Raw genomic sequence first — 25,687 nt, 5'->3', positions numbered from 1 at the left:
GGTCAACGTGACTCATCAGATCCGCCGCCTGCCCTTCAGCGCCGGAATGGTGGTCTGCGCAATCGCCACCTGTTCCTGCTCACGCCGGGTGTTGGCCGCCAGGCCCGCCAGGGTCGGCTGGCTGAACAACAGGCGCGCATCGGCATGCAACCCCGCCTGGCGCATGCGCGCCACCAGGCTTACCGCCAGCAGTGAGTGTCCGCCGAGCTCGAAGAAGTTGTCGTCACGGCCGACCTGCTCGATCTTCAGCACCTCCGTCCAGATCTGCGCCAGCGCATGCTCCAGCTCGTCGCGGGGCGCCTCATAGGCCCGGCTGATCACCGCCTCCGCGCCCGGCGCCGGCAAGGCGCGGCGATCGACCTTGCCGTTGGGGCTCAGCGGCAGCTCGGCCAGGAGCACATAGGCCGAAGGCACCATATAGGCCGGCAGGCGCGCCGACAGGTACGCACGCAGCGCTTCCAGCGTCGGCGCGGCATGGCCGTCGCGACAGCTGGCATAGGCCACCAGCCGCTCCTCGCGCACCAGCACCACGGCCTGGCTTAAGGCCGGGTGGGCGGCCAGCAGCGCCTCGATTTCGCCCGGCTCGATACGCAGGCCGTTGAGCTTGACCTGGAAGTCATTGCGCCCGATGAACTCCAGCTCGCCATCGGCGCGATAACGCACCAGGTCGCCGGTACGGTACAGGCGGTCGCCGGCCACGAACGGGCTGGCGATGAAGCGCTCGGCCTGCAACGTCGGCAAGCCCAGATAGCCGCGGGCCACGCCGATGCCGCCGATATGCAGTTCGCCAGCACAACCCACGGGCACCGGACGGTCATGGGCGTCGAGCACGTACAGGCGGGTATTGCCGATCGCCCGCCCGATCGGCGGGGCGACGGCGGGCAACGGCTGGCGCGGCTCCAGGGTCCAGGCGGTGCTGTCCACGGTGGCCTCGGTGGGGCCATAGACATTGTGCAGGCGCACCTGGGGCAAGGCCTGGCGCACCTGTTGCGCCAGCGCCAGGGTCAGCTCGCCGCCGCCACAGAAGACATCGCGCAGGCTGCTGCAACGCTCGACGCCCGGGGTGTCGAGAAACGCCTGCAGCAGGGCCGGGACAAACTTGACGGTAGTCACCCGGCGCGTCTGGATCAGCTGCACCAGATAGGCCGGATCGCGGTGCCCGTCGGGGCGCGCCAGCACCAGGCGCAAGCCGGCGCACAGCGGCCAGAACAACTCCCACACCGAGCCGTCGAAGCTGAACGGCGCCCGTTGCAGCAGCGCGTCGTCGGCCTGTGGCGGGCACAGCTCGCTGCCCCAGCGCATCAGGTTGCACAACCCGCGATGCTCGACCATCACCCCTTTCGGCGTACCGGTGGAGCCCGAGGTGTACATGACATAGGCCAGGTGCCCGCCGCCCAGTTCCGGCAGTTCGGGCGCAGGGTCGCCATGCCCCTGCCAGTCACCGTGATCCAGGTCCACCAGCGGTGTCGACAGGCCCTCGAACAGGCCGCGGGTGGCTCCGTGCACCAGCAGTGCCAGGGGCGCGCTGTCGGCAAGCATGTAGTGCAGGCGTTCGTCGGGGTAGCCGGGGTCCAGCGGCACATAGGCGCCACCGGCCTTGAGCACGCCGAGCAAGCCAACAATCAGCGAGGCGCCGCGCTCCAGGCACACGGCGACCCGGCTGTCGGGCCGCACGCCCAGGCCGATCAGGTGATGGGCCAGCCGGTTGGCCAGGGCATCGAGCTCGCGGTAGGTGAGCTGTGTCTCTTCGCTCTGCAGCGCCACGGCATCCGGCGTGCGTCGCACCTGGGCGGCGAACAACGCCGGCAGGTGCGGATAGGCGGGATCCAGCGCCACCTCGGTGGCATTGAGGGTCTCCAGCAGATAGACGCGCTCCGTCTCCGGCAAGGTCGAAAGCGATTGGAGCGCCACTGGCGGCTCGCTGACCAGGGCATTGGCCAGCGCCTGCAGGGCGCAGCAAACATGCCCGAGCACCCGTTCGGCGCCCAGCTCGCGAGGCGCCCGCACACTCAGCCGCAGGCTGTCGCCCTGCTCGTCCACGGTCAGCACCAGGGCGTGGCTGTGCACCTCGCTGGCATCGAGCAACGTCACGCCAGGCAGCGCCACGCTGTCGTGCGCGGCGCCATGCCGATAATTGAGCAGGCTGTCGAACAACGCCACCCCGGCAGGCAAGCCGCTGCAGCGCTGGGCCAGCACCAACGGCGCATCCTCGTGCCCGAGCAGTGCCGCCAGCTGGCCGTGGATTCCGGCCAGCGCCTGGCCCACATCACGACCGGCCAGCGACACCCGCAGCGGCAGGCTGTTGATGAACATGCCCAGCGCCCGCTCGGCGCCCTCGCCCGCCATCACCCGACCCAGCAGCACGGTGCCAAATAGCACCTCGTCGCGACCGCCCAAGGCTCCCAGCACCTGGGCCCAGGCCAGGTGCATCAGGCTGCCCAGGCCGACGTCGTGCTGACGCACGCGCTGGCGCAAGGTCGTGGCCAAGCCCTCAGGAACGGTCAGGGCGCAGGTTTCGACGGTGGCCTGGCCCTCCTCGCCCATGCCGGCCAGCCTAGGGGGCGCTTCCACCCCGGCCAGGGCTTCGCGCAGGAAGGCTTCATGCCCCGCCTGCCTGGCCTCGTCGCGGCTCAGGGCGACGTAGTTGCGATACGGCACGGGCGCTGGCAGCGTGTGTCCATCGCCCGCCATCAGCGTCGCCAGCTCGGCCAGCAGCACCTGCACCGAGACCGCGTCGTTGACCAGGTGGTGGAAGTGCAGCAGCCCCAGCCAGCGCTGCCGCGCGCTGTCCTCGACGCAGGCCAGGGCCATCATCGGCGCCTGGCGCAGGTCCAGCCGCAGGGCCTCTTCGCGCAGCCGGGTGGCCGCGTCGCCCGGACCGGGCGCAAGCACCCTCAGCGGCAACCAGGCCTGGCGCCACACCACTTGCTGCGGCTGCGCCAGGCCTTCCCAGGCCAGGCTGGTACGCAGGATGTCGTGACGCTCGATGACCCCGGCCAAGGCGCGGTTGAACGCCTCCAGCGCGGCCTGGCTGGCGAAGGCGAACAGCGCCTGTTGCTGGTACGGGTCACGGTCTTCGGTGAGGTGGTGATACAGCAGGCCTTCCTGCAGCGGTGCCAGCGGGTAGATCTCCTGCACATTGGCCGCGCCACCCGGAACCATGCCGACGATGCGGTCGATGCTGGCCTGATCGAGGCGGGTCAGGGTCAGCATCTCGGGGGTGATCCGCTGGCTACCCGGCGCCACGTGGTTGGCCGGTACCGACTGCGCGGGGGTACTGCCGAGCGATGCGGCCAGGCTCGCCAAGGTCGGCTGACCGAACAGGACCTGTGCATCTACTTGCAGCCCCGCCTGACGCATGCGCTCGATCAGGCGCACCGCCAGCAGCGAATGGCCGCCCAGCTCGAAGAAGTGATCGTGCCGTCCGACCTGCTCCACCTCCAGCAGCTCGGCCCACAGCGCGGCCAGGCGCAACTCCAGTTCGCCCTGGGGCGGCTCATGGGCGCGCCGCACCGCGGCCTCGCTGCCCGGCGCGGGCAAGGCGCGACGGTCGAGCTTGCCATTGGCGGTCAACGGCCAGGCCGTCATCGCCACAAAGGCGCTCGGCAGCAACGCGGCCGGCAGGCGCCTGCGCAGGTGCTCGTGCAACTGCAATGGGGTCGATGCCTGTTCGCCGAGGTACCAGGCCACCAGCTGGCCGTCGCGCAGCAGTACCAGCGCCTCGCGCACGGCCGGGTGGCTGGCCAGCGCGCTCTCGATCTCGCCCAGCTCGACCCGCACGCCGCGGATCTTCACCTGGTCGTCGCCGCGCCCCAGGTACTCCAGGGTGCCGTCGGGCAACCAGCGCACCAGGTCCCCTGTGCGGTACATCCGGGCGCCGTGCTGCGGGGTGAACGGGTCGTCGAGGAAGCGCTCGGCTGTCAGGTCGGGGCGATTCAGGTAGCCGCGGGCGACACCCGCACCGCCGATGTACAACTCACCGACGGCGCCTATCGGCAGTTGCCGGCCCTGGGCATCGAGCACATGCAGGCGGGTATTGGCCACCGGCGCGCCGATGTGCAGCACCTGGCCCGGGCGCACCTCGCCCGCGCTGGCCACCACCGTGGCCTCGGTCGGCCCGTAGTTGTTGATGATCCGCCAGCCTTGCTCCCGGGCCAGGCGACGCAGGCGATCACCGCCGACCAGCAAGGTGCGCAGGGTAGGATGCGCCTCGCCCTGGGCGAAGGCGTGCTCTGCCACCGGCGTGGGCAGGAAGCTGACCTGCAGCGGCTGGGCGCGCCACCAGCGCAGCAGCGCGTCGATGTCCTCGCCGCCCTCGCCCACCGGCGCCAGGTGCAGGGTGGCGCCGGCGCACAGGGTCGGCCAGATCTCCCAGGCCATGGCATCGAAGCCAAAGCCGGCCAGGCTGGAGGTGGCGCTGCCAGGGTGCAGGTCGAAGGCGGCGCAGTGCCAGTCGACCAGGTTGGCGAGCATGCGCTGCTCGATCATCACGCCCTTGGGCTGTCCGGTGGAGCCGGAGGTGTAGATCACATAGACCAGGCTTTCGCCCGATAGCCCAGGCACCTCGAGGTCATCAAGCACTGCCGTGGGCAATGGCAAGCGGTCCAGCTCGATCACCGGCACATCGATGGCCGGCAAGCGCTCGCGCAGGACGGACTGGGTCAGCACCACCTTTGGTGCGCAATCGTCGAGCAGGTAGCGCAGACGCTCGCCCGGGTGCGCCGGATCGATCGGCACATAGGCCGCGCCAGCCTTGAGCACCGCCAACAGGCCAACCAGAGTGTCCAGGCCTCGGCGGGCGACCACCGCCACCCGCTGCTCCGGCGCCACGCCCAAGGCCTGCAGTTGCGTGGCCAGCTGATTGGCGCGGTTGTTCAGCTCGGCATAACTCAGGTGGCGCCCCTCGTGCACGGCGGCCGTCGCCTCGGCGCGCAGCGCGGCCTGGGCCTCGATGCGCCGATGGATCAGGGCCGGGCCTTGGGCGGCGCTGGTCGTGGCATTCCACAGCCGCAGGCGCTGGTGCTCGTCGGGCAACAGCAGGTCGTAGTCGTCGATGGCCGCCTGCGGCCGCTCCAGCCCCTGGGCCAGCACATGCAGCAGGCGCGCAGTGAACACCTCGACCTCTTCGGGGGCCAGCCAGGCCTGGTTGTACACCAGGTGCAGCCAGGCCTTGCCATTGTGCGGGTTGCTGCGCAGGTAGATCGACAGCGGCGTCGGCTCGTGATCGTTGCATACCTTCACGCTGTGGGCGCCGAGGCTGCCAAAGCGCAGGTCGTGGCCCTCTTCCTCGTAGGACACGGTGATCTCGAACAATTGCCCCCGGGCCTCCCGGGACAGCCCCAGCGCCCGGTTAAGGTCGCTGAGCGGCAGGCGCTGGTGGCGCAGGTCACGCCGCAGGGCATCGCCGATACCGCGCACCAGCTCGGCGAAGCTCAAACTCCGGCCGAAGTCCATGCGCAAGGCATTGACCTGGACGAACATACCCAGTGTCGCCTTGGCCCGCGCATTGCCACGGTTGCGCACCGGCAGGCCGACCACCCAGTCATCCCGCTGCCAGGCCCGGGCACAGCACACGTGCAAGGCCGCCAGCAGCACATGGGCGACCGATCCCTGCAGCTCGTCGGCCAGTTGCCGCATGCGCGCCAGCAGGTCGCCATCGAAACTGCGCTCCAGCGCATGGCTGGGCGTGGCACCTGGCGGCAGGCCCTGTTCCCTGGGGCGCAGCAGCGCATCGGGCAGTTGCGGGTAACGGCATTGCCAATAGGCAAGATCGCGCTGCTGGCGGGCCGATCCCTGGTAGGCCAGGTCATCCTCGATGAACGTCCGGTAGGACGGGGCGGTGTCCGGCAGTGCCAGGCCCTGCTCGAGCAGACCGTAGTACTGGCCCAGCTGGTGGAGCAACTGCTCCAGGCCCCAGCCGTCGAGGATCAGGTGATGGGCCTGCAACATCAGCAGGCTGCGCCCGCCGCCCACATGCAGCAATGCCATGCGCAGCAACGGTCCGGTTTCAAGGGCGAAGGGCTGTTGCAGCAAGGTCTTGGCCAGACGCTGTGCAGCGGCGAACGGCTCAGCCTGCCCGCGCAGGTCGTGCTCGTCCAGCGGCACCTGCAAACCGGCCACAAAGCGCTGGCGGGCCACGCCATCGTCCCCCGCCTCGCGCACCAGCACCGTGCGCAACCCGTCGTGAAGCGCGACCAGATGCGCCAGCGCGCGCCGCAGCAGGCCACTGTCCACGGTACCGTCGAATTCGAGATAGCCGCCGACGTTGTAGAGCGGCGAGTCGCCATGGCTGATCTGGTCCAGCCAGATGTCGCGCTGGGCGCAGGTCAGGGGGAAGCTATCGGCGACGGACATGGGCGGGTCTTCCTTGAAACGGGATCGTCCGCGGATTCAAGCACCCACCCCGCGCCCTGTATGGCCCCCCAAACCCGGACATTGGCCATTACCTTTTCGCTCCGCCTGAGCCTGCTGAATCTTTTGTAGGAAATTGACGATAGTCGGCAGCCGGTACCTGCCTACCCCTGTCAGCCGGCGGGGCAATCGCCGGCGATCTGGTCGGTTTCTGGCGCCAATTGTCCGACAATCCATCGATTCAAGCTGCATGAGCCCGGGGAAATACCGACTTTTCTTGTCGGATAATTTGGCATTTCCTGTCCCCGCTTTCCGCTACAGACGCAGGCTCGGAGCCTGCTATTCAATAGCGCCAAGCCCCAGCACAGAGAGGACTCGACCGCGAGACCCACCGCGTTACCGGATCAAGGAAGACAACGACATGAAGCTGATCGACAGCCTCGAACACCGCCACGACCCGCACCTGTACCTGCAGTTGGGCGCACTGGTTGCCAGCACCGGCGATGCCTCCTTCGCCGAACAGATGTTCCAGCTGATCGACGACCAGGTACCGATCCATCGACTCGACCTCAGCGAATGGACCCTCGACAGCGACCAGGCCAGCATCCGCCAGGTCAAGGTGCTGGGCAGCGCCGGCCTGCCCGAGGCGACGCCCGCGCAGGCGCAGCTGCGCCATCCCCTGCTGCAAAGCATCATGCGCATGGAAGACCCCTTGCTGATCCAGATAAACGCCCCCGTGCACCAGTGCAACCTGGTGTCGCGCAGCGGCGACCGGCGCTGGGTCATCTGCTGTCATCGCCAGCGCAGCGAGCGGATGTTCTCCCTGGCCGAACTGTCGCTGCTCAAGCGCCTGTCCGACACCCTGTTGCCTCTGGTCGAGCACCATGCCCAGCTGTTCCTGCAGGCCGCCCAGCGCCGCCCGGGAAGCCTGCAGGCGGATGAGGCCGGCTCGCTGCGCCAGGTCTTCACCGAGCGCCTGGAGCAGGAGGCAATCCGCCTGTCCACCCGCGAACAGGAAGTGTGCATCGGCCTGCTCACCGGAGCCACCGTGCCACAGATGGCCCAGCGCCTGAATGTGAAGAACAGCTCGATCGAGACCTACCTGAAACGCGCCACCGCCAAACTCGGCGTCAGCGGACGCCATGGCCTGGCCCGCTGGATGGCCGGCACCTGATCCCAGAGACCCTGTCATGCCGCGAATCACCCTGCCCTTGCTTGTCCTCGTATTGACCGGTTGCAGCCTCGCCCCCGACTACCAGCGCCCACTCTCGCCCAGCGCCGAGCAGTACCCCACGGGTGTCGCCTACCGGGGCGGGCCACCCGCCACGGACGTGACCGGCGACTGGCGCGGGGTGTTCCGCGACCCGGTGCTGCGCCAGTTGCTCGACAGTGCGCTGGTCAACAACCGCGACCTGCGCGTGGCCGTGCTCAACGCCGAGGCCTACCGTGCCCAGTACCGCATCCAGCGCGCCGAACTGCTGCCGAAGATCGCCGCCAACGCCCAGGGCACGCGCCAGTACCTGCCACGGCGGCGCACCGGTGGCGAAGGCATGATCAGTTCCCAGCAATCGGCCACCGTCGGCATCAGCGCCTATGAACTGGACCTGTTCGGTCGATTGCGCAGCCTCAGCGACCAGGCCCTGCTCAACTACCTGGCCACCGACGAGGCCCGGCGTGGCGCCGAGCTCAGCCTGCTCAGCAGTGTCGCCGGCGCCTACCTGACCTGGCGCGCCGACCAGGAGCTGCTGGCCCTGTCGCGCCAGACCCTGCAGGCCGATGAGAAGAGCCTGCGCCTGACCCAGCGCCAGCGCCGCACCGGCACCCTGTCGGCGCTCGACCAGATCCAGGCCACCACCCGCGTCGACAGCACCCGTGCTGCCGTGGCGCGTTACACCCGCCTGGCCGCCCAGGACCTCAACCAGTTGCAGCGCCTGGTCGGCGCGCAGGTCGACGAACGCCTACCGGCGCTGCCGCTGGCCGACGAGCAGATCGCCCGGGTGCCCGCCGGCCTGCCCGCCGACCTGCTGCAACGGCGCCCGGACATCCGCCAGGCCGAGTACCAGCTGCAGGCCGCCAACGCCAATATCGGCGCGGCGCGGGCGGCGTTCTTCCCGAGCATCAGCCTGACCGCCAACGCCGGCAGCAGCAGCCGCGAATTGGCCGACCTGTTCGATGCCGGCAGCGGCACCTGGCTGTTCCAGCCGCAGGTCAACCTGCCGCTGTTCAACGCCGGCAGCCTGCGTGCCAGCCTCGACTACGCCAAGTTGCAGAAGGACATGCAGGTGGCACGCTACGAGAAGTCGATCCAGACCGCCTTCCAGGAAGTGGCCGACGGCCTGGCGGCGCGCAGCACCTACCAGCAGCAGTTGCAGGCCCAACGCGACTTGGTGGAGGCCAGCCAGCGCTACCACGACCTGGCCGAGAACCGCTACCGCACCGGCATCGACAGCAGCCTGACCTTCCTCGACGCCCAGCGTTCGCTGTTCAGTGCCCAGCAGGGCCTGATCAGCGACCGCCTGGCACAGCTGTTGGCCGAGGTGAACCTGTTCACCGCGCTGGGCGGCGGCTGGGACGAGGCGCCGGGGCTGGCCTACCAGCGCTCCGCGGCCCTGCCGAAGTAGACTGACGGCGACACCCCGAGGGTGCGACGGAACATGGCGCTGAAGGCGCTGGGGCTGTCGTAGCCCAGGTCCAGCGCCACCTCCAGCACCGACTGCCCGGCCGCCAAGGCATCAAGGCTGGCCAGCAGGCGCATGCGCCGCAACCACTGCACCAGGCTCAGGCCGGTCTCGCGCTGGAAGGCGCGGGTCAGGGTGCGCGGGTTGAGGCCGCTGTGGGCGGCGGCGCGGGCCAGGCTCCAGTCCTCGGACGGTGCCTGGCGCAGGGCCTCGCACAGGCCTTGCAGCTGCGTCGAGTGCGGGCTGGGCACATGCAGGGCGAACACCGGCAGCACGCGCAGCTCGTCGAGGATCAGTTGCATGATCCGCGCCTCGCGCCCCTGGGCCGGGTGGTCGGGGGCGATGTCCATGGCGCGGATGATCAGCTCGCGCAGCAGCGGCGATATCTCGATCACCTGGCACTGGCGCGGCAGGTCCGGGCGCGCGCCAGGGTCGACGAACAAGGTACGCATGCGCACCACGCCGGCCATGCGCAGCTCGTGATCGACCGCCGCCGGCACCCAGACCCCGCGCCCCGGGGGGACCACCCAGCTGCCTTCACGCGCGCTGACCGTGACCACGCCGCTGATGGCGTGGATCAGCTGGGCGCGGTCATGGCAGTGCGGGGCGATGTGCTCGCCATGGCGGTAGTTCTCGGCGAGCGGCAGGATGATCGGGCGCGGCATTGGTGCGGGTCTGAGTAGGGTGGAGGGGGGATTATGGCGATGTGGGGGGTGAAGGGGAAATCGGGGGAATTGGGGATGGTGGGGTGTTTCGGGGTGTTCGGCGGGAGAGTTGCAGCGCTCTCGAGATCGAGCGCCGCGCGGGCGGCGCTCGATCTCAAGGGCGCTGCAGGACTCTCGCCAGGCACCTGTCTGCCACTACACAATCCCCGCCATCAACACCCCTTGACCCCTTCCTGCGCCGACACCGGCACATCGAAGACCTTGTCGAACCCCCACTGGAACACGAACGCATAGACAAAGAAGAACACGAACAGCGCCAGGTTGGTCACCAGCGCCGCCCACAGCCCGATATCCAGCCAGTAGGCCACCAGCGGCAGCAGGATCAGCACCAGCCCACCCTCGAAGCCCAGGGCATGCAGCAGGCGCCGCAGGAAGGTGCGGCTACGCTGACTTTGGCGTGCCTCCCAACGCTCGAACGCCCAGTTGTAGGCCATGTTCCAGCTCATGGCGATGCCCGACATGAGGATCGACAGCACGGTCGACTGGGCCATGCCGGCGCCGAATGCCAGCTCCAGCGCAGGCGCGACGCAGGCCACGGCGATAGCCTCGTAAAGGATGGCCTGGACGACCTTGCGCGCCTTGCCTTGCATGTTCAGCTCCCCGAAGAAAAGACCTACAAAGCTACAAGAAGAAGGCTGTAAGAAAAAGTCGGAAATACTTTATTGACTGACCGTTCAATCAAGAAAAGCTAGCATAAACGTTTCCGCACCACCCCTCCCTGGCGTCCGGCCCGTCAAGTGCCGACACGACCCCCGCCTCCGTGGCACTTCCGCAAGCGCCTGCACCGCACCGTCCGGCGCAGGCCGCGCATTGGACAACCCCGTGATCGACTGCTTGTATCTATGACTGGCAAGCGGCGACACGTCGTACAACTTCGTCCAGGGAATCGAACGAGGAACTACACGATGGCTTACACCGTGATGATGGTATTCGGTACCCGCCCTGAAGCGATCAAGATGGCCCCGCTGGCCCGCGTCCTGCGCGACTGGCCTGAGGTCGACTTGCATATCTGCTCCACCGGCCAGCACCGCGAAATGCTCGAGCAGGTCCTGACCGCCTTCGGCCTCACGGTCGACCAGGACCTGCAGGTGATGACCCAGAACCAGACCCTCAACGGCCTGTCCCGCGACCTGCTGGACAAGCTCGACCGCGCCTACGAGCAGGTCAAGCCCGATATCGTCCTGGTCCACGGCGACACCACCACCAGCTTCATCGCCTCGCTGGCGGCCTTCCACCGGCATATCCCCATCGGCCATGTCGAGGCCGGCCTGCGCACCGGCAACCTGCAGCAGCCCTGGCCCGAGGAAGCCAACCGGCGCTTGACCGGCGTGCTCGCCGACCTGCACTTCACCCCCACCCGCGACTCCGACGCCAACCTGATCCGCGAGGGCGTGCCGCCCGAGCATATCGAGGTCACCGGCAACACGGTGATCGACGCCCTGCTGTGGATGCGCGACAAGCTGCACCGTGACAACTGGCGCCCCGCCCCCGAATCCCCGCTCAAGGTGCTGCGCGACGACCAGCGCATGGTGCTGATCACCGGCCACCGCCGGGAGAACTTCGGCAGCGGCTTCGAACGCATCTGCCTGGCCCTGGCGGAGCTCGCCCTGCGCTACCCGGATGTGCAATTCCTCTACCCCGTGCACCTCAACCCGCAAGTGCAGCACGCGGTGTACAGCGTGCTGTCCGGCCGCGACAACATCCACCTGGTCGCGCCCCAGGACTACCCGCATTTCGTCTGGCTGATGAACCGCGCCCATATCATCCTCACCGACTCCGGTGGCGTGCAGGAAGAGGCGCCCGCCCTGGGCAAGCCGGTGCTGGTGCTGCGCAAGGTCACCGAGCGTCCCGCCGTGCTCAAGGGCGGCACGGTCAAGCTGGTCGGCACCTTGACCGAGCGCATCGTCCACGAGACCAGCCAGTTGCTCGACAACCCGGACGCCTACGCGCGCATGGCGCAGGTGTTCACCCCCTTCGGCGACGGCCACGCCAGCGAGCGCATCGCCGAACGCCTGAGCCGCTGGTTCGCCGAGCAATCCGCCGCACGGGACAACGCATGAGCCTGGTCTTCATCGATTTCCTTACCTATGTCCTGTTCGGCCTGAAGATCCTTGCCATCATCCTGGCGACACTGATGTTCGTGCTCGGCCTGGACGACCTGTTCATCGACCTGTGCTACTGGGGGCGCAAGCTGATCCGGCGCTTCCGGATCTACGACAAGTTCGAGAAGGCCGACGAGAAGCGCCTGTTCGAGGTGCCGGAAAAGCCCCTGGCGATCATGGTGCCGGCCTGGAACGAGGTCGGCGTGGTCGGCGAGATGGCGCGCCTGGCCGCCTCGACCATTGACTACGAGAACTACCAGATCTTCGTCGGTACCTACCCCAACGACCCGCAGACCCAGGCCGACGTCGACGCCGTGTGCCTGCACTACCCCAATGTGCACAAGGTGGTCTGCGCCCGCCCCGGCCCGACCAGCAAGGCCGACTGCCTGAACAACATCATCGACGCCATCCTGCGCTTCCAGCAGGACGCGCGCATCGAGTTCGCCGGGTTCATCCTGCATGACGCCGAGGACGTCATCTCGCCCATGGAACTGCGCCTGTTCAACTACCTGCTGCCGAACAAGGACATGATCCAGATCCCGGTGTACCCCTACGCCCCGGAATGGAAAGGCTTCACCGCCGGCCACTATGTCGACGAGTTCGCCGAGAACCACGGCAAGGACGTCATCGTGCGCGAGGCGCTCACCGGCCAGGTGCCCAGCGCCGGAGTCGGCACTTGTTTCAGCCGCCGGGCGATCAGTGCCCTGCTCGAGGACGGCGACGGCATCGCCTTCGACGTGCAATCGCTGACCGAGGACTACGACATCGGTTTTCGCCTCAAGCAAAAAGGCATGAAGTGCATCTTCGCCCGCTACTCCATCACCGACCCGGCGCTGGCCCTCAAGCAGGACTGGCGCCCCGGCATGAGCCGCGAATTCGCCCAGGTGATCTGCGTGCGCGAGCACTTCCCGCGGGACTGGCAGCACGCCATCCGGCAAAAATCGCGGTGGATCGTCGGCATCGTGTTCCAGGGCACCAGCAACCTCGGCTGGAGCCGCAAGGGCGCGCTCAATTACTTCCTCTGGCGCGACCGTCGCGGGCTGTTCGCCTACCTGCTGAGCTTTTTGGTCAACCTGTTGCTGCTGGTGCTGCTGGCGATGTGGCTGGTCACGGTGATCGCGCCGGAGTCGTGGCGCTTCATGTCGATCCTCAGCGACAGCAAGCTGCTGACCACGCTGCTGTGGCTCAACGGCCTGCTGCTGTTCAACCGCCTGTTCCAGCGGTTCTGGTTCGTTACCCGCTACTACGGCATCTTCGAGGGCCTGCTGTCGGCGCCGCGGATGATGTGGAGCAACTTCGTCAACTTCTTCGCCAACCTGCGCGCCTTGCGCCAGGTGATGGAGATGGGCGATTCGCGGCGGGTGGCCTGGGACAAGACCACCCACGAGTTCCCCGCCCTCGCCGCGCCTGCGCGCACACCGCTGGGCCAGCGCCTGGTGGAGAAAGGTTTGATAACCGAGACCCAACTGGAGCAGGCCATCACCAGCCCGGTCCGCCGGCGCCTGGGCCGCGAGCTGCTGCTGCGCGGCTGGCTGAGCAGCGAGCAACTGGTCGAGACCCTGGCTGAACAGCTGGACCTGCCCTGGGCGCCGCTGAACCCGTTCAAGATTGAGCCTGCGCTGATCGCCAAGCTGCCGCGCAAACTCGCCACCCACTACGGCGTGCTGCCGGTGGACGAAGACGGCGACACCCTGGTGCTGGCCAGCGAGAGCCCGGTCAGCCAGGTCTCGCTGGGGGTGATCAGCCGCCAGCTCAAGCGCCCGGTGCACGCCCGCCTGGCGCCGCAAGGTCGGGTCACCCTGGGCCTGCGCTACCACTACCCGAGCCCCTGGCAGAAGCCCGAGACCCGCGAAATGCTCGCGGTACTCGAACGTCATCAGGACGACGCTACCCTGCTGGAGCAGGTGGGCATCCACCAGGTGATGCTCGGCACGCTGCTGCAGGTACGCGGCATGGTGCCAGTGACCCTGTTCAACCAGGCGCTGATCGACTTCAGCCCCGAGCAGCAGAGCCTGGGCGAGCACCTGATCGCCCGCGGCATCATCACCGAAGAGGTGCTGCAGCAAGCCCTCGCCGAGCAGGCCAGCGAACAGCAGGCCGCCTATGAACTGACCCGGGAGGTGGCATGACGCCCCGTCTTTCCCTGACCCTCGCCAGCCTGCTGCTGTGCTCATCCACCCTGGCCGCGCCGACCAAGCCGATGACCGACTTCCAGCGTTTCACCAGCTACCCGTTCATGGAGCGTGGTTACCGGGAAGCGCAGAAGGACAACTGGGCGGAGGTCGAGCGCCTGACCCGTCATGTACTCAAGCGCGTGCCCAACAACAACGAGGCCCGCGCCCTGCTGGCCGAATCCCTGGCCCACCAGCGCCGCTACAAGGAGGCCGAGGCCATCGCCGAGGACCTCGACGACAACCCCGAGCACGCCGACGCCCTGCTCGAACTGCGCCTGACCTGGATCGAGCAGGACCCGCCCGCGGCGAGCCAGGTGGAGGCCTGGCTGGCCGACAGCCAGGGCCAGCAGCGCGTGCGCCTGTGGCAGGCGTACAGCGTCAGTCTGGCCAAGTTCGGTGGCGCGGCCAAGGCCCTGGAGTGGCTCAACCAGTTGCCGGTGCGCGACGACGGCATGGTGCTGCGCATGACCCGGGCCAACTTCGCCGAGCAACTGCGCAACTGGGGCGAGACCATCGACCAGCTGCAACCCCTGGCCGACAAGGGCGAATTGCCGCCGCAGGACTGGCAGCGCCTGGCCAACGCCTATATCCAGCAGGTCGATGAAAAGGGCCTGAACAAGCTGCTGGCCAGCGCGCCATCCCAGGAGGCGGCGACCCACGCCCGCCTGGCCATGGCCAACCGCGCCATCGCCATGGGCCACAACCAGCAGGCCGAGCGTTGGCTGCAGAGCCTGCCCGCCGATCAACTGCAACATCCCGAACAGCGCCGGCAACTCTGGGAACTGGCCCGCGAGGGCGACGACGCGGCGCTGGTGCGCCAGCTGAGCAACGAATTGCAGCGCCCGTGCCTGGAGACCGTCGACTGGCTGTCGCACAAGGACCTGAAGCTGGCCCGCGAGCAGCTCGCCCAGTGCCAGGCAAGCGACAATCCACGCAGCTACGCCATCCTCAAGCAGCGTCTGTACGGTGAAGCCGCGCAGCCGCCGCAGCCACGCACGGCGGCACAATGGGAGCAACGCTACCGCCAGACCGGCGACCTCGCGGCGCTGGAACAAGCCACGTTCATGCTGCTCGAACGCGGCCAGGCCGAACACGCCCGGCAGCTGCTGGAGAACGCCTACGACCGCCGCCAGGGTCGGTTGACGCCCTCTCTGCTGCAACGCCTGGGTAACCTCTATGCGCGCAACGACGGCCCACTGGACACCCCGCGCATGCTTGCCCTGGTGCCGCAGGTCGATGCCGCCACCCGCGGCCTGTTGCTCGCCCGCCTGGCCGAGGCCGGCCAGTGCGACGCGGTGCGCAAGGCCATCCCGGCCAACCCGAGCGAAGCTGGCCAGTATCGCGCCCTGGGCCGCTGCGCCATGCCCGACCAGCCCGGCGAAGCCGTCATCTACTACCAGGCCGCCGAACGTCTGGGCGACCCAGGCAGCCGCCTGCCCCTGGCCTACGCGCTGGAGGCCTCGGGCGACTCCGAGGCGGCGCTGCCGATCTGGAACAGCCTGCCGGCCGACGCCTGGACCGACAATGCTCGCCTGACCGCGGCGCGTGGTGCCTTGAACGCCGGCGACGCCAATGTCGCCCGCCGTCACTGGGACGCGGCCGCGCACCTCAGTGCCGACGATTGGGCCCTGGGCGCCGCCATTGCCCAGCACCAGGGCGACACCCAGCAGGCCCTCGCCTTCCAGCGCGAAGCCCTGCGCCACACCCCGCGTGCCGATCATTACTACGCCGCCGCCGGCACCGCCCAGCAGGCCGGCAACAGCGCCCAGAGCACCGCCTGGCTGGCCGAGGCCGTGCGCCTGGCGCCGGACCAGCCGCGCTACCGGGCCGACTACGGCATGCGCCTGGCCGGCTCGGCAGACAAGCAGCAACGACGCCAGTCCATACCCTACCTGGAACGCGCCACCCGCGACTTCCCCGAGGACTACCGCCTGGGCGAGACCCTGGCGCTGCGCTACGACGAGGCCGAGGACAGCGCCTCGGCCCGCCGCGAACTGCGCCGGGTGCTGGACGTGGAACGCAACCTGGTCGACGGCGACGACGAGTACGGCAGCCTGGAAGCGCGCAAATACCGTCAGCGCCGCGCCCATGAAGCGCTGTCGCGCCGCGATACCATCACCCTGGCCAGCACCTGGTCGCCAGCCGGCACCTCGACCAACGACAAGTTCCTCGACGACGGCGCGCGCGCCGGCAGCTCACGCCGGGCGCAATCGCAGAACGTGCAGCTGGCGATGTGGGACCACGCCCTGGGCGAGGAGCCCAGCCGCAACGGCAGCACCCTGTCGGTGTATGGACGCGTGCTGTTCGGTGGCCAGAGCCGCACCGACTACGCCCAGAGCATGGGCACCGGCGTCGGCCTGCGTTACAAGCCGCTCGGCCAGGCCAACCTCAACCTGTACGCCGAGCTGTACCACCAGCGCCAGATCGACAGCACGCACTACAGCGGCCTCAGCCTGGGCGAGCTGCTCAGCCCGGCCAAGGTCGGCGGCAACTGGGGCGACCTGCGCCACAACGCCGAATCGAGCAACGACCTGCTGCTGCGTGCCACTGCCTCGTTCCTCGACCAGGGCCGGTACCGCAATGACTGGCGCATCGACGAGGACGACTGGGACGAGCGTTTCCTCTACCTCGACGCCGCCTGGTGGACCCGGGCCGGCGATCATGCCTGGTTGTCGCGCTTCCAGCAGGGCCATGCCTGGAAACTGCCGAGCCAGTCGCCGCAGACCATCATGCCCTACGGCTTCCTCGAGTTCTCAAGCCAGGACCCGAGCAACGACTGGCGCCAGGACGCCCGCGCCGGGGTCGGCGTGCGTTGGCAGTGGTGGTTCGACGATGACCGTTACAACGCCTACCGTGGCTCGCTGAAAGTGCGCGCCGAGTACCAGCAGGCACTGGGCGGCAACCTCTACGAGCGCGCCAATGGTGTGCTGCTGGGTGTGGAGATGAACTTCTGATGCGTACCTTCCTGGCGCTCTGCCTGCTCGCCCTGTGCCTGCCCGCCCAGGCCGACCAGCGCCTGTTCTACCAGCCGCTCAACCGCGATGCCAGCGTCACGCCGGCCCAGTGGCAACAACTGTGGCGCGCCACCAAGGCCCAAGGTGGCAAGACCCTGATCGTGCAATGGAGCGCCTACGGCGACAGCGACTTCGGCGGCGCCCACGGCTGGCTCGCCGGCAGCCTGCGTGAGGCGCGGGCCCAGGGACTGGAGCTGGTGCTGGGGCTGTACATGGACCCGGCCTACTACCAACGGCTCGAACAGCTCGACGGCGAAGGCCTGAACAGCTACTTCAAGGCGCAGCTGGGCCGCTCCCTCACCCAGTACCAGCAGCTCAAGGCCGACTGGGCGCTGCCGGTGGCCGGCTGGTACCTGCCGCTGGAGCTGGACGACCTGCACTTTCGCGATGCGGCCAGGCGCGATGCGCTGTACACGCAGTTGCAGGCGTTCAACCGGCAACTGGACAAACCTCTGCATATCAGTGCCTTCAGCGCCGGCCAGCTGTCGCCTCGGGTCAATGGCGCGTGGCTGGAGCAACTGGCGAGTCTTGGCCTGAACGTGTGGTGGCAGGATGGTGCCGGCACCGGTCGCCTGGCGCCGCTGGTGCGAAAGGGCTACGAACAGGCCCTGCCCTGTCGGGTGGGTATCGTGCGCGAGGCGTTTCGCCAGGTCAGCCAGCCGGGGCAACCGTTCCGCGCGGAACCGGCGCAGCCGACGCTGAACGGAGGTTGCCACGCAGAGGCTGTGTTCGCCTTGCGCTACCGGCCTTGGGCCAAGGACGTGCTGAAATCGGACTCGCTGTAGGAGCGGCCTTGTGCCGCGAAAGGGGCGCGTAGCGGCCCCGACGATCTTTGCATGAACGCTGAATTCCTGGGGCCGCTGCGCGACCCTTTCGCGGCACAAGGCCGCTCCTACACGGCCACAGACACCATCCCCATGTACAAAACCCTCGAAGCCCACATCCGCCAACAGGTCGCCCCCGCCGCCCTGCGCGCCGAGTTCCGCCAGCACGAATTCGAGGCCATGCGCCGCTTCTGCCTGCTGATCTTCTGCATCGGCATCGCCATCTGGCTGATCTTCGATCTGATCGTCAGTTACCTCGGCGGCCAGGGCTTCACCTGGCTGTAGGGGATATTCATCGCCCTGCTGTGCAGCCTCTGCGTGGTCCTGGGCTTCACCCGCAAGAGCCAGCATTTCGACGTGCTCAACCTGTTGTTCGTGGCAGTGATCACCCTGGCCATGCGCCTGGTGATCGAGGGCATCCCCATCGTCCTGCGCCCGGTGTGGCTGGTGCTCGGGGTGTCGACGGTGCTCTACGCAGTCTCGGTACTACCGGTGCGGCGCTGGTCGTTCTTCTGCGCCATGGCCATCACCTGGCTCATGCTCAACCCCTTCTACCACACGCGTATCGAGGCCCTGGAGCTCGAGGGCGCGATGCTGCTCAGCTACGCGGTGTTCCTCAGCGGCTTGGTGATCTACAGCTACCTGCGCATCCGCCAGGCCAAGCTGCACAACTTCTACCTGACCAAGGTGCTGCTGGAACAGGCCTACATCGACGCCCTGACTGAAATCCCCAACCGCCGCTCGTTCATGGCCAAGGCCGAAAAGCAGCTGCGCCAGGCGGACGCCGGGCAGTTCCTGGCGATGATCGACATCGACAACTTCAAGCAGGTCAACGACCGCTTCGGCCATGACATCGGCGACGAGGTGCTCAAGCGCGTGGCGGCACATATCAAGGCGGCAATGAACGGCTACGAGATCGCCCGGCTGGGTGGGGAGGAATTCGCGATCTTCTTCCAGGGGCTGGACGAGGCCGGCGCCGAACAGCAGGTCGCGGCGCTGTGCCGGCGGGTGCGCGAGGACCTCGGCGCGCATCCGGTGACCATCAGCATCGGCCTGGCCCGGATCGACAGCGGCGATAGCCTGAGCATGGCGCTGATCAGGGCGGACCAGGCGCTGTACGAGGCCAAGCACACCGGCAAGAACCGCTTCGTGACCTGGTCGGCAAGCCTGTCAGGGCAATGAACATCGCGGGGCAAGCCCGCTCCCACGCCAGCCTCCATCACCTGCCTCCAACACCTGCCTTCATCACCTGCCTTCATCACCAGCGTGGGAGCGGGCTTGCCCCGCGATGAGGCCGGCCCAGGCACTGAATCAACCAGCAGGCAAGCGAATCCTGAACTGCGCCCCACCCAGCGCCGACTGCGCCACCGTCAGCGTGCCCCCCTGCCCTTCGATGGCCCGCCGACTGATCGCCAGCCCCAACCCGAACCCACCGGTATTGCGATCACGGCTACGGTCCAAGCGATAGAACGGCTGGAAGATCCGCTCACGCTCCTCGGTCGGGATGCCGATGCCATCGTCCTCCACGGTCACCAGGCAGGCGCCGTCTTCTTCCCGGCGCAGGCGCAGCAGCAGGCTTTCATCGCAATAGCGCATGGCGTTGCGCACCAGGTTCTGCACGGCGCGGGCGGTCAGCCGCGGGTCGAGGACAAAGCGCGGCAGGTCGGTTTCGCAGCGCACCTCCCAACGGATGCCACGGTTATCGAGCTCCTCGGCGAAACTGCCGAGCACGCTGTCCACCAGCTCCAGCAACGACACCTCGACCCGCTCGCGGGCCTGGTCGACGCTGTCCAGGCGGCTGTAGGACAGCAGCTCGAGCACCAGCTCGTCCAGCTCGCGCACGTGCCCCACCAGCCCCAGCAGGCGCTTGCGGCTGGCCGGCGGCACCTCGTCGAACAACAGCACCAGGCCGAAGTCCAGACGCGTCAGCGGCGTGCGCAGCTCATGGGAGACCGCGTTGAGCAGTTCGCGCTGCTGGTTGACCTGGCGCTCCAGGTCGCTGGCCATGGTGTCGAACACCCCGGCCAGTTCACCGATGTTCGAGCGTGGCGAAATAGACGTGCGCTCGGACATCTCGCCGCGCCCCAGGCGCCGGGCGGTGTCCTTCAACCGTTCGAGGTCGCGCCAGTGCGGCCATACCCACAGCAGCAGGCAGCCAAGCATGGCCGCGCCGATCAGCACGGTCACGCCCCAGGACAGCACGTTGATGTCCAGCGGATCGTCCGGCGAGTGCAGGCGCACCAGCCATTGCGAATCCAGCGGCGCCAGTACCGTTTCGTAGTAGCCCCAGTCGGCCATGCGCACCGCGTACAGGCCATGCTCGAGCCGGGCTTTTTCCTCGCCGCTCAGCTCGGCCTCGTCCATGCGCAGCAGGCGCACTTGCAGCGGCTTGAACACCTCGGCCAGGTCTTTTTCCACTGCCGGCCACTGCTCCCGCGGCGCCTGCTGGAACTGGCGCACGATCAGGGTCTGCACGCCTTTGGCCTGCTCGAGGTTGTAGGCCATGAAACGCTCATGGAACAGCCCGACGATGGTGTCGGGGATCAATGCGATCGCCCCGGCATAGGCGACGATGATCACCAGGTACAGCCGCACCAGGATCTTGAGCATGGCCTGTCAGTACTCCCACTCGACCCGGCTGAACAGATACCCCTTGCCCCACACGGTCTTGATCTTGCGCGCCTCGCCGGCGCTGTCGTCGAAGCGCCGGCGCAGCTTGGAGATGGCCACGTCCACCGAGCGGTCGGTGCCGTTGAATTCGATGCCGCGCAGTTGCTGGAGAATACGGTCGCGGCTCATCACCTCGCCGGCGTTGCGCGCCAGCACCACCAGCAGGTTGTACTCGCCGCTGGACAGCTCCACCTCCTCGCCGCGCCAGCTGACCGTGCGCTCGGCCAGGTCGATGCGCAGGCCGCCGACCTGGATCAAGTCGCTGTCCAGGCGCGGTTCGTTTACGCTGCTGCGGCGCAGCAGGGTGCGCACCCTGGCCAGCAGCACCCGGGGTTCGCAAGGCTTGGTGACGTAGTCGTCGGCGCCCATTTCCAGCCCCAGCACCTGGTCGTGGCTGTCGTCACGGGCGGTCAGCATGAGGATCGGCAGGCCCTGGGTTTCCTGGCGCAGTAAGCGGCACACCTGCAGGCCGTCGAGGCCCGGCAGCATCAGGTCGAGGATCACCAGGTCCGGTTTCTGCCGGCGGAACTCGTCCAGCACATGGTCGCCGCGGGCGATCACCCGGACATGGAAATCGTTGCGTTGCAGGTAGCTGGCGATCAGCTCGGACAGCGCGCTGTCGTCTTCGACCAGGAGAATGTTCGGCATAAGGGGATTTGACGAAAGATTGAAGTAAGGCAGGATATAGAATCCTGGGCGGGCCACCGCCGATTGTTCACACTTTTTCACACACGCCCAACACAGCTTAACAGCCGCCACCCGAACGGCTGCTTTAGCATACGCTGGATCAAACCTGGAAGATCCGTATGTCCATTCCCTGCCCTTCGCGCCTGCGCCCCTTGGCGCTGCTGGCGCTGATGACCCTTTCCCTGGCCGGTTGCAACGACGCCGCCGAACAGGAAGAACAAGCCCCGCCTTCCCAGGTCCGGGTCGAGACCCTGGCCGTGCAGCCATTGGCGATCAGCACTGAACTGAGCGGCCGCATCCTCGCGCCGCGTACCGCCGAGGTGCGCGCCCGGGTAGCCGGCGTGGTGCTCAAGCGGGTGTACCGCGAAGGCAGCGACGTCAAGCAAGGTGATGTGCTGTTCCTGATCGACCCGGCGCCGTTCAAGGCCGACTTCGACAGCGCCCGCGCCAGCCTGGCCAAGGCCGAGGCAACCCTGTACCAGGCCCGCCTGCAGGAGCAGCGCTACCGCGAGCTGGTCGACGACAAGGCGGTCAGCCGCCAGGAGTACGACAACGCCCGCGCCGCCTTCCTCCAGGCCGATGCTGCGGTCGGCGAAGCCAAGGCGGCGCTGGAACGGGCACGCCTGAACCTGGGCTACGCCACCGTCACCGCGCCGATCTCCGGACGCATCGGCCGCGCCCTGGTGACCGAGGGCGCGCTGGTCGGGCAAAGCGAAACCACGCCGCTGGCCACCATCCAGCAGTTGAACCCGATTCATGCCGATGTCACCCAGTCGACCCGCGAGCTCAATGCCCTGCGCCGCGCATTGCGCGCCGGCGAGCTGCAGCAGGTCGGCCAGGGCCAGGTCAAGGCCACGCTGATCCAGGATGACGGCAGCGCCTACCCGCTGGCCGGCAAGCTGCTGTTCTCGGACATCAGCGTCGACCCAAGCACCAACCAGATCACTTTGCGCAGCGAGTTCCCCAACCCCGACCTCGACCTGCTGCCAGGCAGCTACGTGCGCGTGCGCCTGGACCAGGCCGTACAGCCCCAGGGCATCAGCGTGCCGCAGCGCGCCATCCTGCGCGACAGCGCCGGCGTGCCCAAGGTGCTGCTGGTCGACCCGCAGGACCGCATCAGCGAACGCCAGGTGGTCCTGGGCAGCGCCCAGGGTGATCGCTGGATCGTCAGCGAGGGCCTGGCCCCCGGTGATCGCGTGGTGGTCGAGGGCCTGCAACACGTCAAGGCCGGCGACCAGGTCCAGGTCGACGAGCAACCGGGCGCCTCCGCGGTCGCCCAACACACCGGCCAATGAGGGCCTGATCCATGCCGCAGTTCTTCATCGACCGCCCGGTATTCGCCTGGGTGGTCGCCCTGTTCATCCTCCTGGTCGGCGCCCTGGCCATCCCGCAGCTGCCGGTGGCCCAGTACCCCGACGTGGCGCCGCCGCAGGTGGAAATCTACGCCGTCTACCCGGGCGCCTCGGCGGCGACCATGGACGAGAGCGTGGTCAGCATCATCGAGCAGGAGCTCAACGGTGCCGACAACCTGCTCTACTTCGAGTCGCAGAGCAGCCTGGGCAGCGCCACCATCACCGCCAGTTTCCAGCCCGGCACCAACCCGGACCTGGCCCAGGTCGACGTGCAGAACCGCCTCAAGGTGATCGAGTCGCGCCTGCCGCGCCCGGTGACCCAGCAAGGCCTGCAGGTGGAAAAGGTGTCCACCGGTTTCCTGCTGCTGGCCACCCTCACCTCCGAGGATGGCAGCCTCGACGAGATCGCCCTGTCGGACATCCTCGCGCGCAACGTGATGAACGAGATCCGCCGCATCAAGGGCGTCGGCAAGGCGCAGCTGTATGGCTCGGAGCGGGCCATGCGCATCTGGATCGACCCGGCCAAGCTGGTCGGTTTCAACCTCACGCCCAACGACGTGGCCGAGGCCATCGCCGCGCAGAACGCCCAGGTCGCCCCCGGCAGCATCGGCGACCTGCCCAGCCGGCCGACCCAGGAAATCACCGCCAACGTGGTGGTCAAGGGCCAGCTGAGCACCCCCGAGGAATTCGCCGCCATCGTCCTGCGCGCCAACACCGACGGCTCGACCGTCACCGTCGGCGATGTCGCCCGGGTCGAGATCGGCGCCCAGGAATACCAGTACGGCACGCGCCTGAACGGCAAGGCCACCAGTGCCTTCAGCGTCAAGCTGTCACCCGGCGCCAACGCCATGGAAACCGCGGGCCTGGTCAAGCAGAAGCTCGACGAGCTGGCGCGCTACTTCCCGGCCGGGGTGAAGTACGACATCCCCTACGACACCTCGCCGTTCGTCAAGGTCTCGATCCAGCAGGTGATCAACACCCTGGTCGAGGCCATGGTGCTGGTGTTCGCGGTGATGTTCCTGTTCCTGCAGAACTTCCGTTACACCCTGATCCCGACCCTGGTGGTGCCGGTGGCGCTGATGGGCACCTTCGCGGTGATGAACGCGCTGGGCTTCTCGATCAACGTGCTGACCCTGTTCGGCATGGTGCTGGCCATCGGCATCCTGGTGGATGACGCCATCGTCGTGGTGGAGAACGTCGAGCGGATCATGGCCGAGGAAGGCCTGCCGCCCAAGGAAGCCACACGCAAGGCCATGGGCCAGATCAGCGGCGCCATCGTCGGCATCACCCTGGTGCTGGTGGCGGTGTTCCTGCCGATGGCCTTCATGAAGGGCTCGGTAGGCGTGATCTACCAGCAGTTCTCGGTGTCGATGGCGGTGTCGATCCTGTTCTCGGCGTTCCTCGCCCTGAGCCTGACCCCAGCGCTGTGCGCCACCCTGCTCAAGCCCCTGGAAAAGGGTGAGCACCATGAGCGCAAGGGTTTCTTCGGCTGGTTCAACCGCCGCTTCGAAGGCATGAGCAACGGCTACCAGCGCTGGGTGACCCACGCCCTGGCTCGCAGCGGCCGCTACCTGCTGGTGTATGCCGCGCTGCTGGCGGTGCTCGGCTACGGCTTCAGCCAGCTGCCCACCGCCTTCCTGCCCACCGAGGACCAGGGCTATACCATCACCGACATCCAGCTGCCGCCGGGTGCCAGCCAGGCCCGCACCATCGAGGTGGCGCAGCAGATCGAGGCGCACAACGGCGAAGAGCCGGGCGTGGCCAACACCACGCTGATCCTGGGCTTCAGCTTCTCCGGCAGCGGGCAGAACGCGGCGCTGGCCTTCACCACGCTCAAGGACTGGTCCGAACGCGGTGGTGACGACAGTGCGCAGTCCATCGCCGACCGCGCGACCCTGGCCTTCACCCAGCTCAAGGACGCCATCGCCTACGCGGTACTGCCGCCGCCGGTGGACGGCCTGGGCGAGTCGACCGGCTTCGAATTCCGCCTGCAGGACCGTGGCGGCATGGGCCACACCGTGCTCATGGAGGCCCGCGACCAACTGCTGGAGGCGGCGCGCAAGAGCAAGGTGCTGGTCAATGTGCGCGAAGCCTCGCTGGCCGAAAGCCCCCAGGTGGAACTGGAAATCGATCGGCGCCAGGCCAATGCCCTGGGCGTGTCGTTCGCCGACATCGGCGCGGTGCTCGACACCGCGGTGGGTTCGAACTACGTCAACGACTTCCCCAACCAGGGCCGCATGCAGCGGGTGGTGGTGCAGGCCGAAGGCGACCGGCGCAGCCAGGTCGAGGACCTGCTGAAGATCCATGTGCGCAACAACAGCGGCAAGATGGTGCCCCTGGGCGCCTTCGTCACGGCCCACTGGCAGTCCGGACCGGTGCAGCTGACCCGCTACAACGGCTACCCGGCGGTGTCGATCTCCGGCGAGCCGGCGGCCGGCTACAGCTCGGGTGAGGCCATGGCCGAGGTCGAGCACCTGGTCGCCCAGCTGCCGGCCGGCTCCGGCCTGGAATGGACCGGCCTGTCGCTGCAGGAGCGTCTGTCCGGCAGCCAGGCCCCGCTGCTGATGGCGCTGTCGCTGCTGGTGGTGTTCCTGTGCCTGGCGGCGCTGTACGAAAGCTGGTCGATCCCCACCGCGGTGCTGCTGGTGGTGCCCCTGGGCGTGCTCGGCGCGGTACTCGCGGTGACCCTGCGCGGGATGCCCAACGATGTGTTCTTCAAGGTCGGCCTGATCACCCTGATCGGCCTGTCGGCAAAGAACGCCATCCTGATCATCGAGTTCGCCAAGGACCTGGTGGACCAGGGGCACGACGCGGTGGACGCGGCGATCCAGGCCGCGCGCCTGCGCCTGCGCCCGATCGTGATGACCTCGCTGGCGTTCATCCTCGGCGTGGTGCCGCTGGCCATTGCCAGCGGCGCCAGCTCGGCCAGCCAGCAGGCGATCGGTACCGGGGTGATCGGCGGCATGCTCAGCGCCACTTTCGCCGTGGTGTTCGTGCCGGTGTTCTTCGTCGTGGTGATGCGCCTGGCCGGGCGTGGCAAGGTGGCTCGGCTTGAGTCGGAACGCTCGGCACCCTGATCGGAGATACTTGAAAATGGAATTGAGGAGGCA

At 67.9% G+C, this 25,687-nt stretch carries 13 protein-coding genes and 1 pseudogene; 9 read left to right on the top strand and 5 right to left on the bottom strand.

Annotation, left to right across the window (positions count from 1 at the left end):
- Nucleotides 1-15: 15 nt before the first annotated feature.
- Complete coding sequence (locus PRtIB026_RS13790; RefSeq protein ID WP_267812189.1) at nt 16-6,354, bottom strand: non-ribosomal peptide synthetase; 6,339 nt, start codon at nt 6,352-6,354, stop codon at nt 16-18.
- Between the two features lie 418 nt (nt 6,355-6,772).
- Between PRtIB026_RS13790 and PRtIB026_RS13785 the strand changes: the two genes are divergently transcribed.
- On the top strand, nt 6,773-7,525 hold the full coding sequence (locus tag PRtIB026_RS13785) for a helix-turn-helix transcriptional regulator (protein WP_203647102.1): 753 nt from the start codon (nt 6,773-6,775) through the stop codon (nt 7,523-7,525).
- A gap of 16 nt (nt 7,526-7,541) precedes the next feature.
- Nucleotides 7,542-8,972: an efflux transporter outer membrane subunit gene (locus PRtIB026_RS13780; RefSeq protein ID WP_267812186.1), complete on the top strand. Its 1,431-nt coding sequence runs from the start codon at nt 7,542-7,544 to the stop codon at nt 8,970-8,972.
- On the opposite strand, the gene PRtIB026_RS13775 is transcribed toward PRtIB026_RS13780, so the two are convergent.
- Together PRtIB026_RS13775 and PRtIB026_RS13770 are read right to left on the bottom strand one after the other, a co-directional pair.
- Complete coding sequence (locus tag PRtIB026_RS13775; RefSeq protein ID WP_203647104.1) at nt 8,942-9,694, bottom strand: AraC family transcriptional regulator; 753 nt, start codon at nt 9,692-9,694, stop codon at nt 8,942-8,944. The two genes, PRtIB026_RS13780 and PRtIB026_RS13775, sit on opposite strands and share 31 nt — an antisense overlap.
- Nucleotides 9,695-9,906: 212 nt before the next feature.
- Complete coding sequence (locus tag PRtIB026_RS13770; RefSeq protein ID WP_203647106.1) at nt 9,907-10,344, bottom strand: PACE efflux transporter; 438 nt, start codon at nt 10,342-10,344, stop codon at nt 9,907-9,909.
- Between the two features lie 315 nt (nt 10,345-10,659).
- On the opposite strand from PRtIB026_RS13770, the gene wecB reads away from it, so the two are divergent.
- The 5 genes and pseudogenes from wecB to PRtIB026_RS13745 all read left to right on the top strand — a co-directional run bounded on the left by wecB (nt 10,660) and on the right by PRtIB026_RS13745 (nt 19,050).
- Nucleotides 10,660-11,814 (top strand): non-hydrolyzing UDP-N-acetylglucosamine 2-epimerase, encoded by a 1,155-nt coding sequence (wecB, locus tag PRtIB026_RS13765; RefSeq protein ID WP_203647108.1) that lies wholly within the window; start codon nt 10,660-10,662, stop codon nt 11,812-11,814.
- A complete protein-coding gene (gene nrfB / locus PRtIB026_RS13760) occupies nt 11,811-13,985 on the top strand; it encodes a cyclic di-3',5'-guanylate-activated glycosyltransferase NrfB (protein WP_203647111.1) in 2,175 nt (724 codons plus the stop codon). Before wecB ends, nrfB begins: the two co-directional genes overlap by 4 nt.
- A complete protein-coding gene (locus PRtIB026_RS13755) occupies nt 13,982-16,984 on the top strand; it encodes a phage receptor (protein WP_203647113.1) in 3,003 nt (1,000 codons plus the stop codon). The genes nrfB and PRtIB026_RS13755 overlap by 4 nt, the downstream gene beginning before the upstream one ends.
- A complete protein-coding gene (locus tag PRtIB026_RS13750; RefSeq protein WP_203647115.1) occupies nt 16,984-17,829 on the top strand; it encodes a DUF4434 family protein in 846 nt (281 codons plus the stop codon). The genes PRtIB026_RS13755 and PRtIB026_RS13750 overlap by 1 nt, the downstream gene beginning before the upstream one ends.
- Nucleotides 17,830-17,961: 132 nt before the next feature.
- Nucleotides 17,962-19,050 (top strand): annotated as a pseudogene (locus PRtIB026_RS13745) (diguanylate cyclase domain-containing protein).
- Between the two features lie 129 nt (nt 19,051-19,179).
- On the opposite strand, the gene PRtIB026_RS13740 reads toward PRtIB026_RS13745, so the two are convergent.
- Together PRtIB026_RS13740 and PRtIB026_RS13735 are read right to left on the bottom strand one after the other, a co-directional pair.
- A complete protein-coding gene (locus PRtIB026_RS13740; protein ID WP_203647117.1) occupies nt 19,180-20,478 on the bottom strand; it encodes an ATP-binding protein in 1,299 nt (432 codons plus the stop codon).
- Between the two features lie 6 nt (nt 20,479-20,484).
- Nucleotides 20,485-21,186, bottom strand: coding sequence for a response regulator transcription factor (locus PRtIB026_RS13735; protein WP_050705882.1), 702 nt, complete (start codon nt 21,184-21,186; stop codon nt 20,485-20,487).
- Between the two features lie 158 nt (nt 21,187-21,344).
- Between PRtIB026_RS13735 and PRtIB026_RS13730 the strand changes: the two genes are divergently transcribed.
- The gene (locus tag PRtIB026_RS13730) at nt 21,345-22,520 is read left to right on the top strand and encodes an efflux RND transporter periplasmic adaptor subunit (protein ID WP_203647120.1); all 1,176 of its coding nucleotides are present in this window, start codon (nt 21,345-21,347) and stop codon (nt 22,518-22,520) included.
- A gap of 11 nt (nt 22,521-22,531) precedes the next feature.
- Nucleotides 22,532-25,654 carry an efflux RND transporter permease subunit gene (locus tag PRtIB026_RS13725; protein ID WP_203647122.1) on the top strand — a complete coding sequence of 1,041 codons (3,123 nt, stop codon included), beginning with the start codon at nt 22,532-22,534 and terminating at the stop codon, nt 25,652-25,654.
- The last annotated feature ends 33 nt before the right edge of the window (nt 25,655-25,687 follow it).

Origin of the sequence: Pseudomonas sp. RtIB026, from assembly GCF_016861355.2 — a bacterium.
GTDB lineage: Bacteria > Pseudomonadota > Gammaproteobacteria > Pseudomonadales > Pseudomonadaceae > Aquipseudomonas > Aquipseudomonas peradeniyensis.
This window is presented reverse-complemented; position numbering and strand designations above follow the sequence as displayed.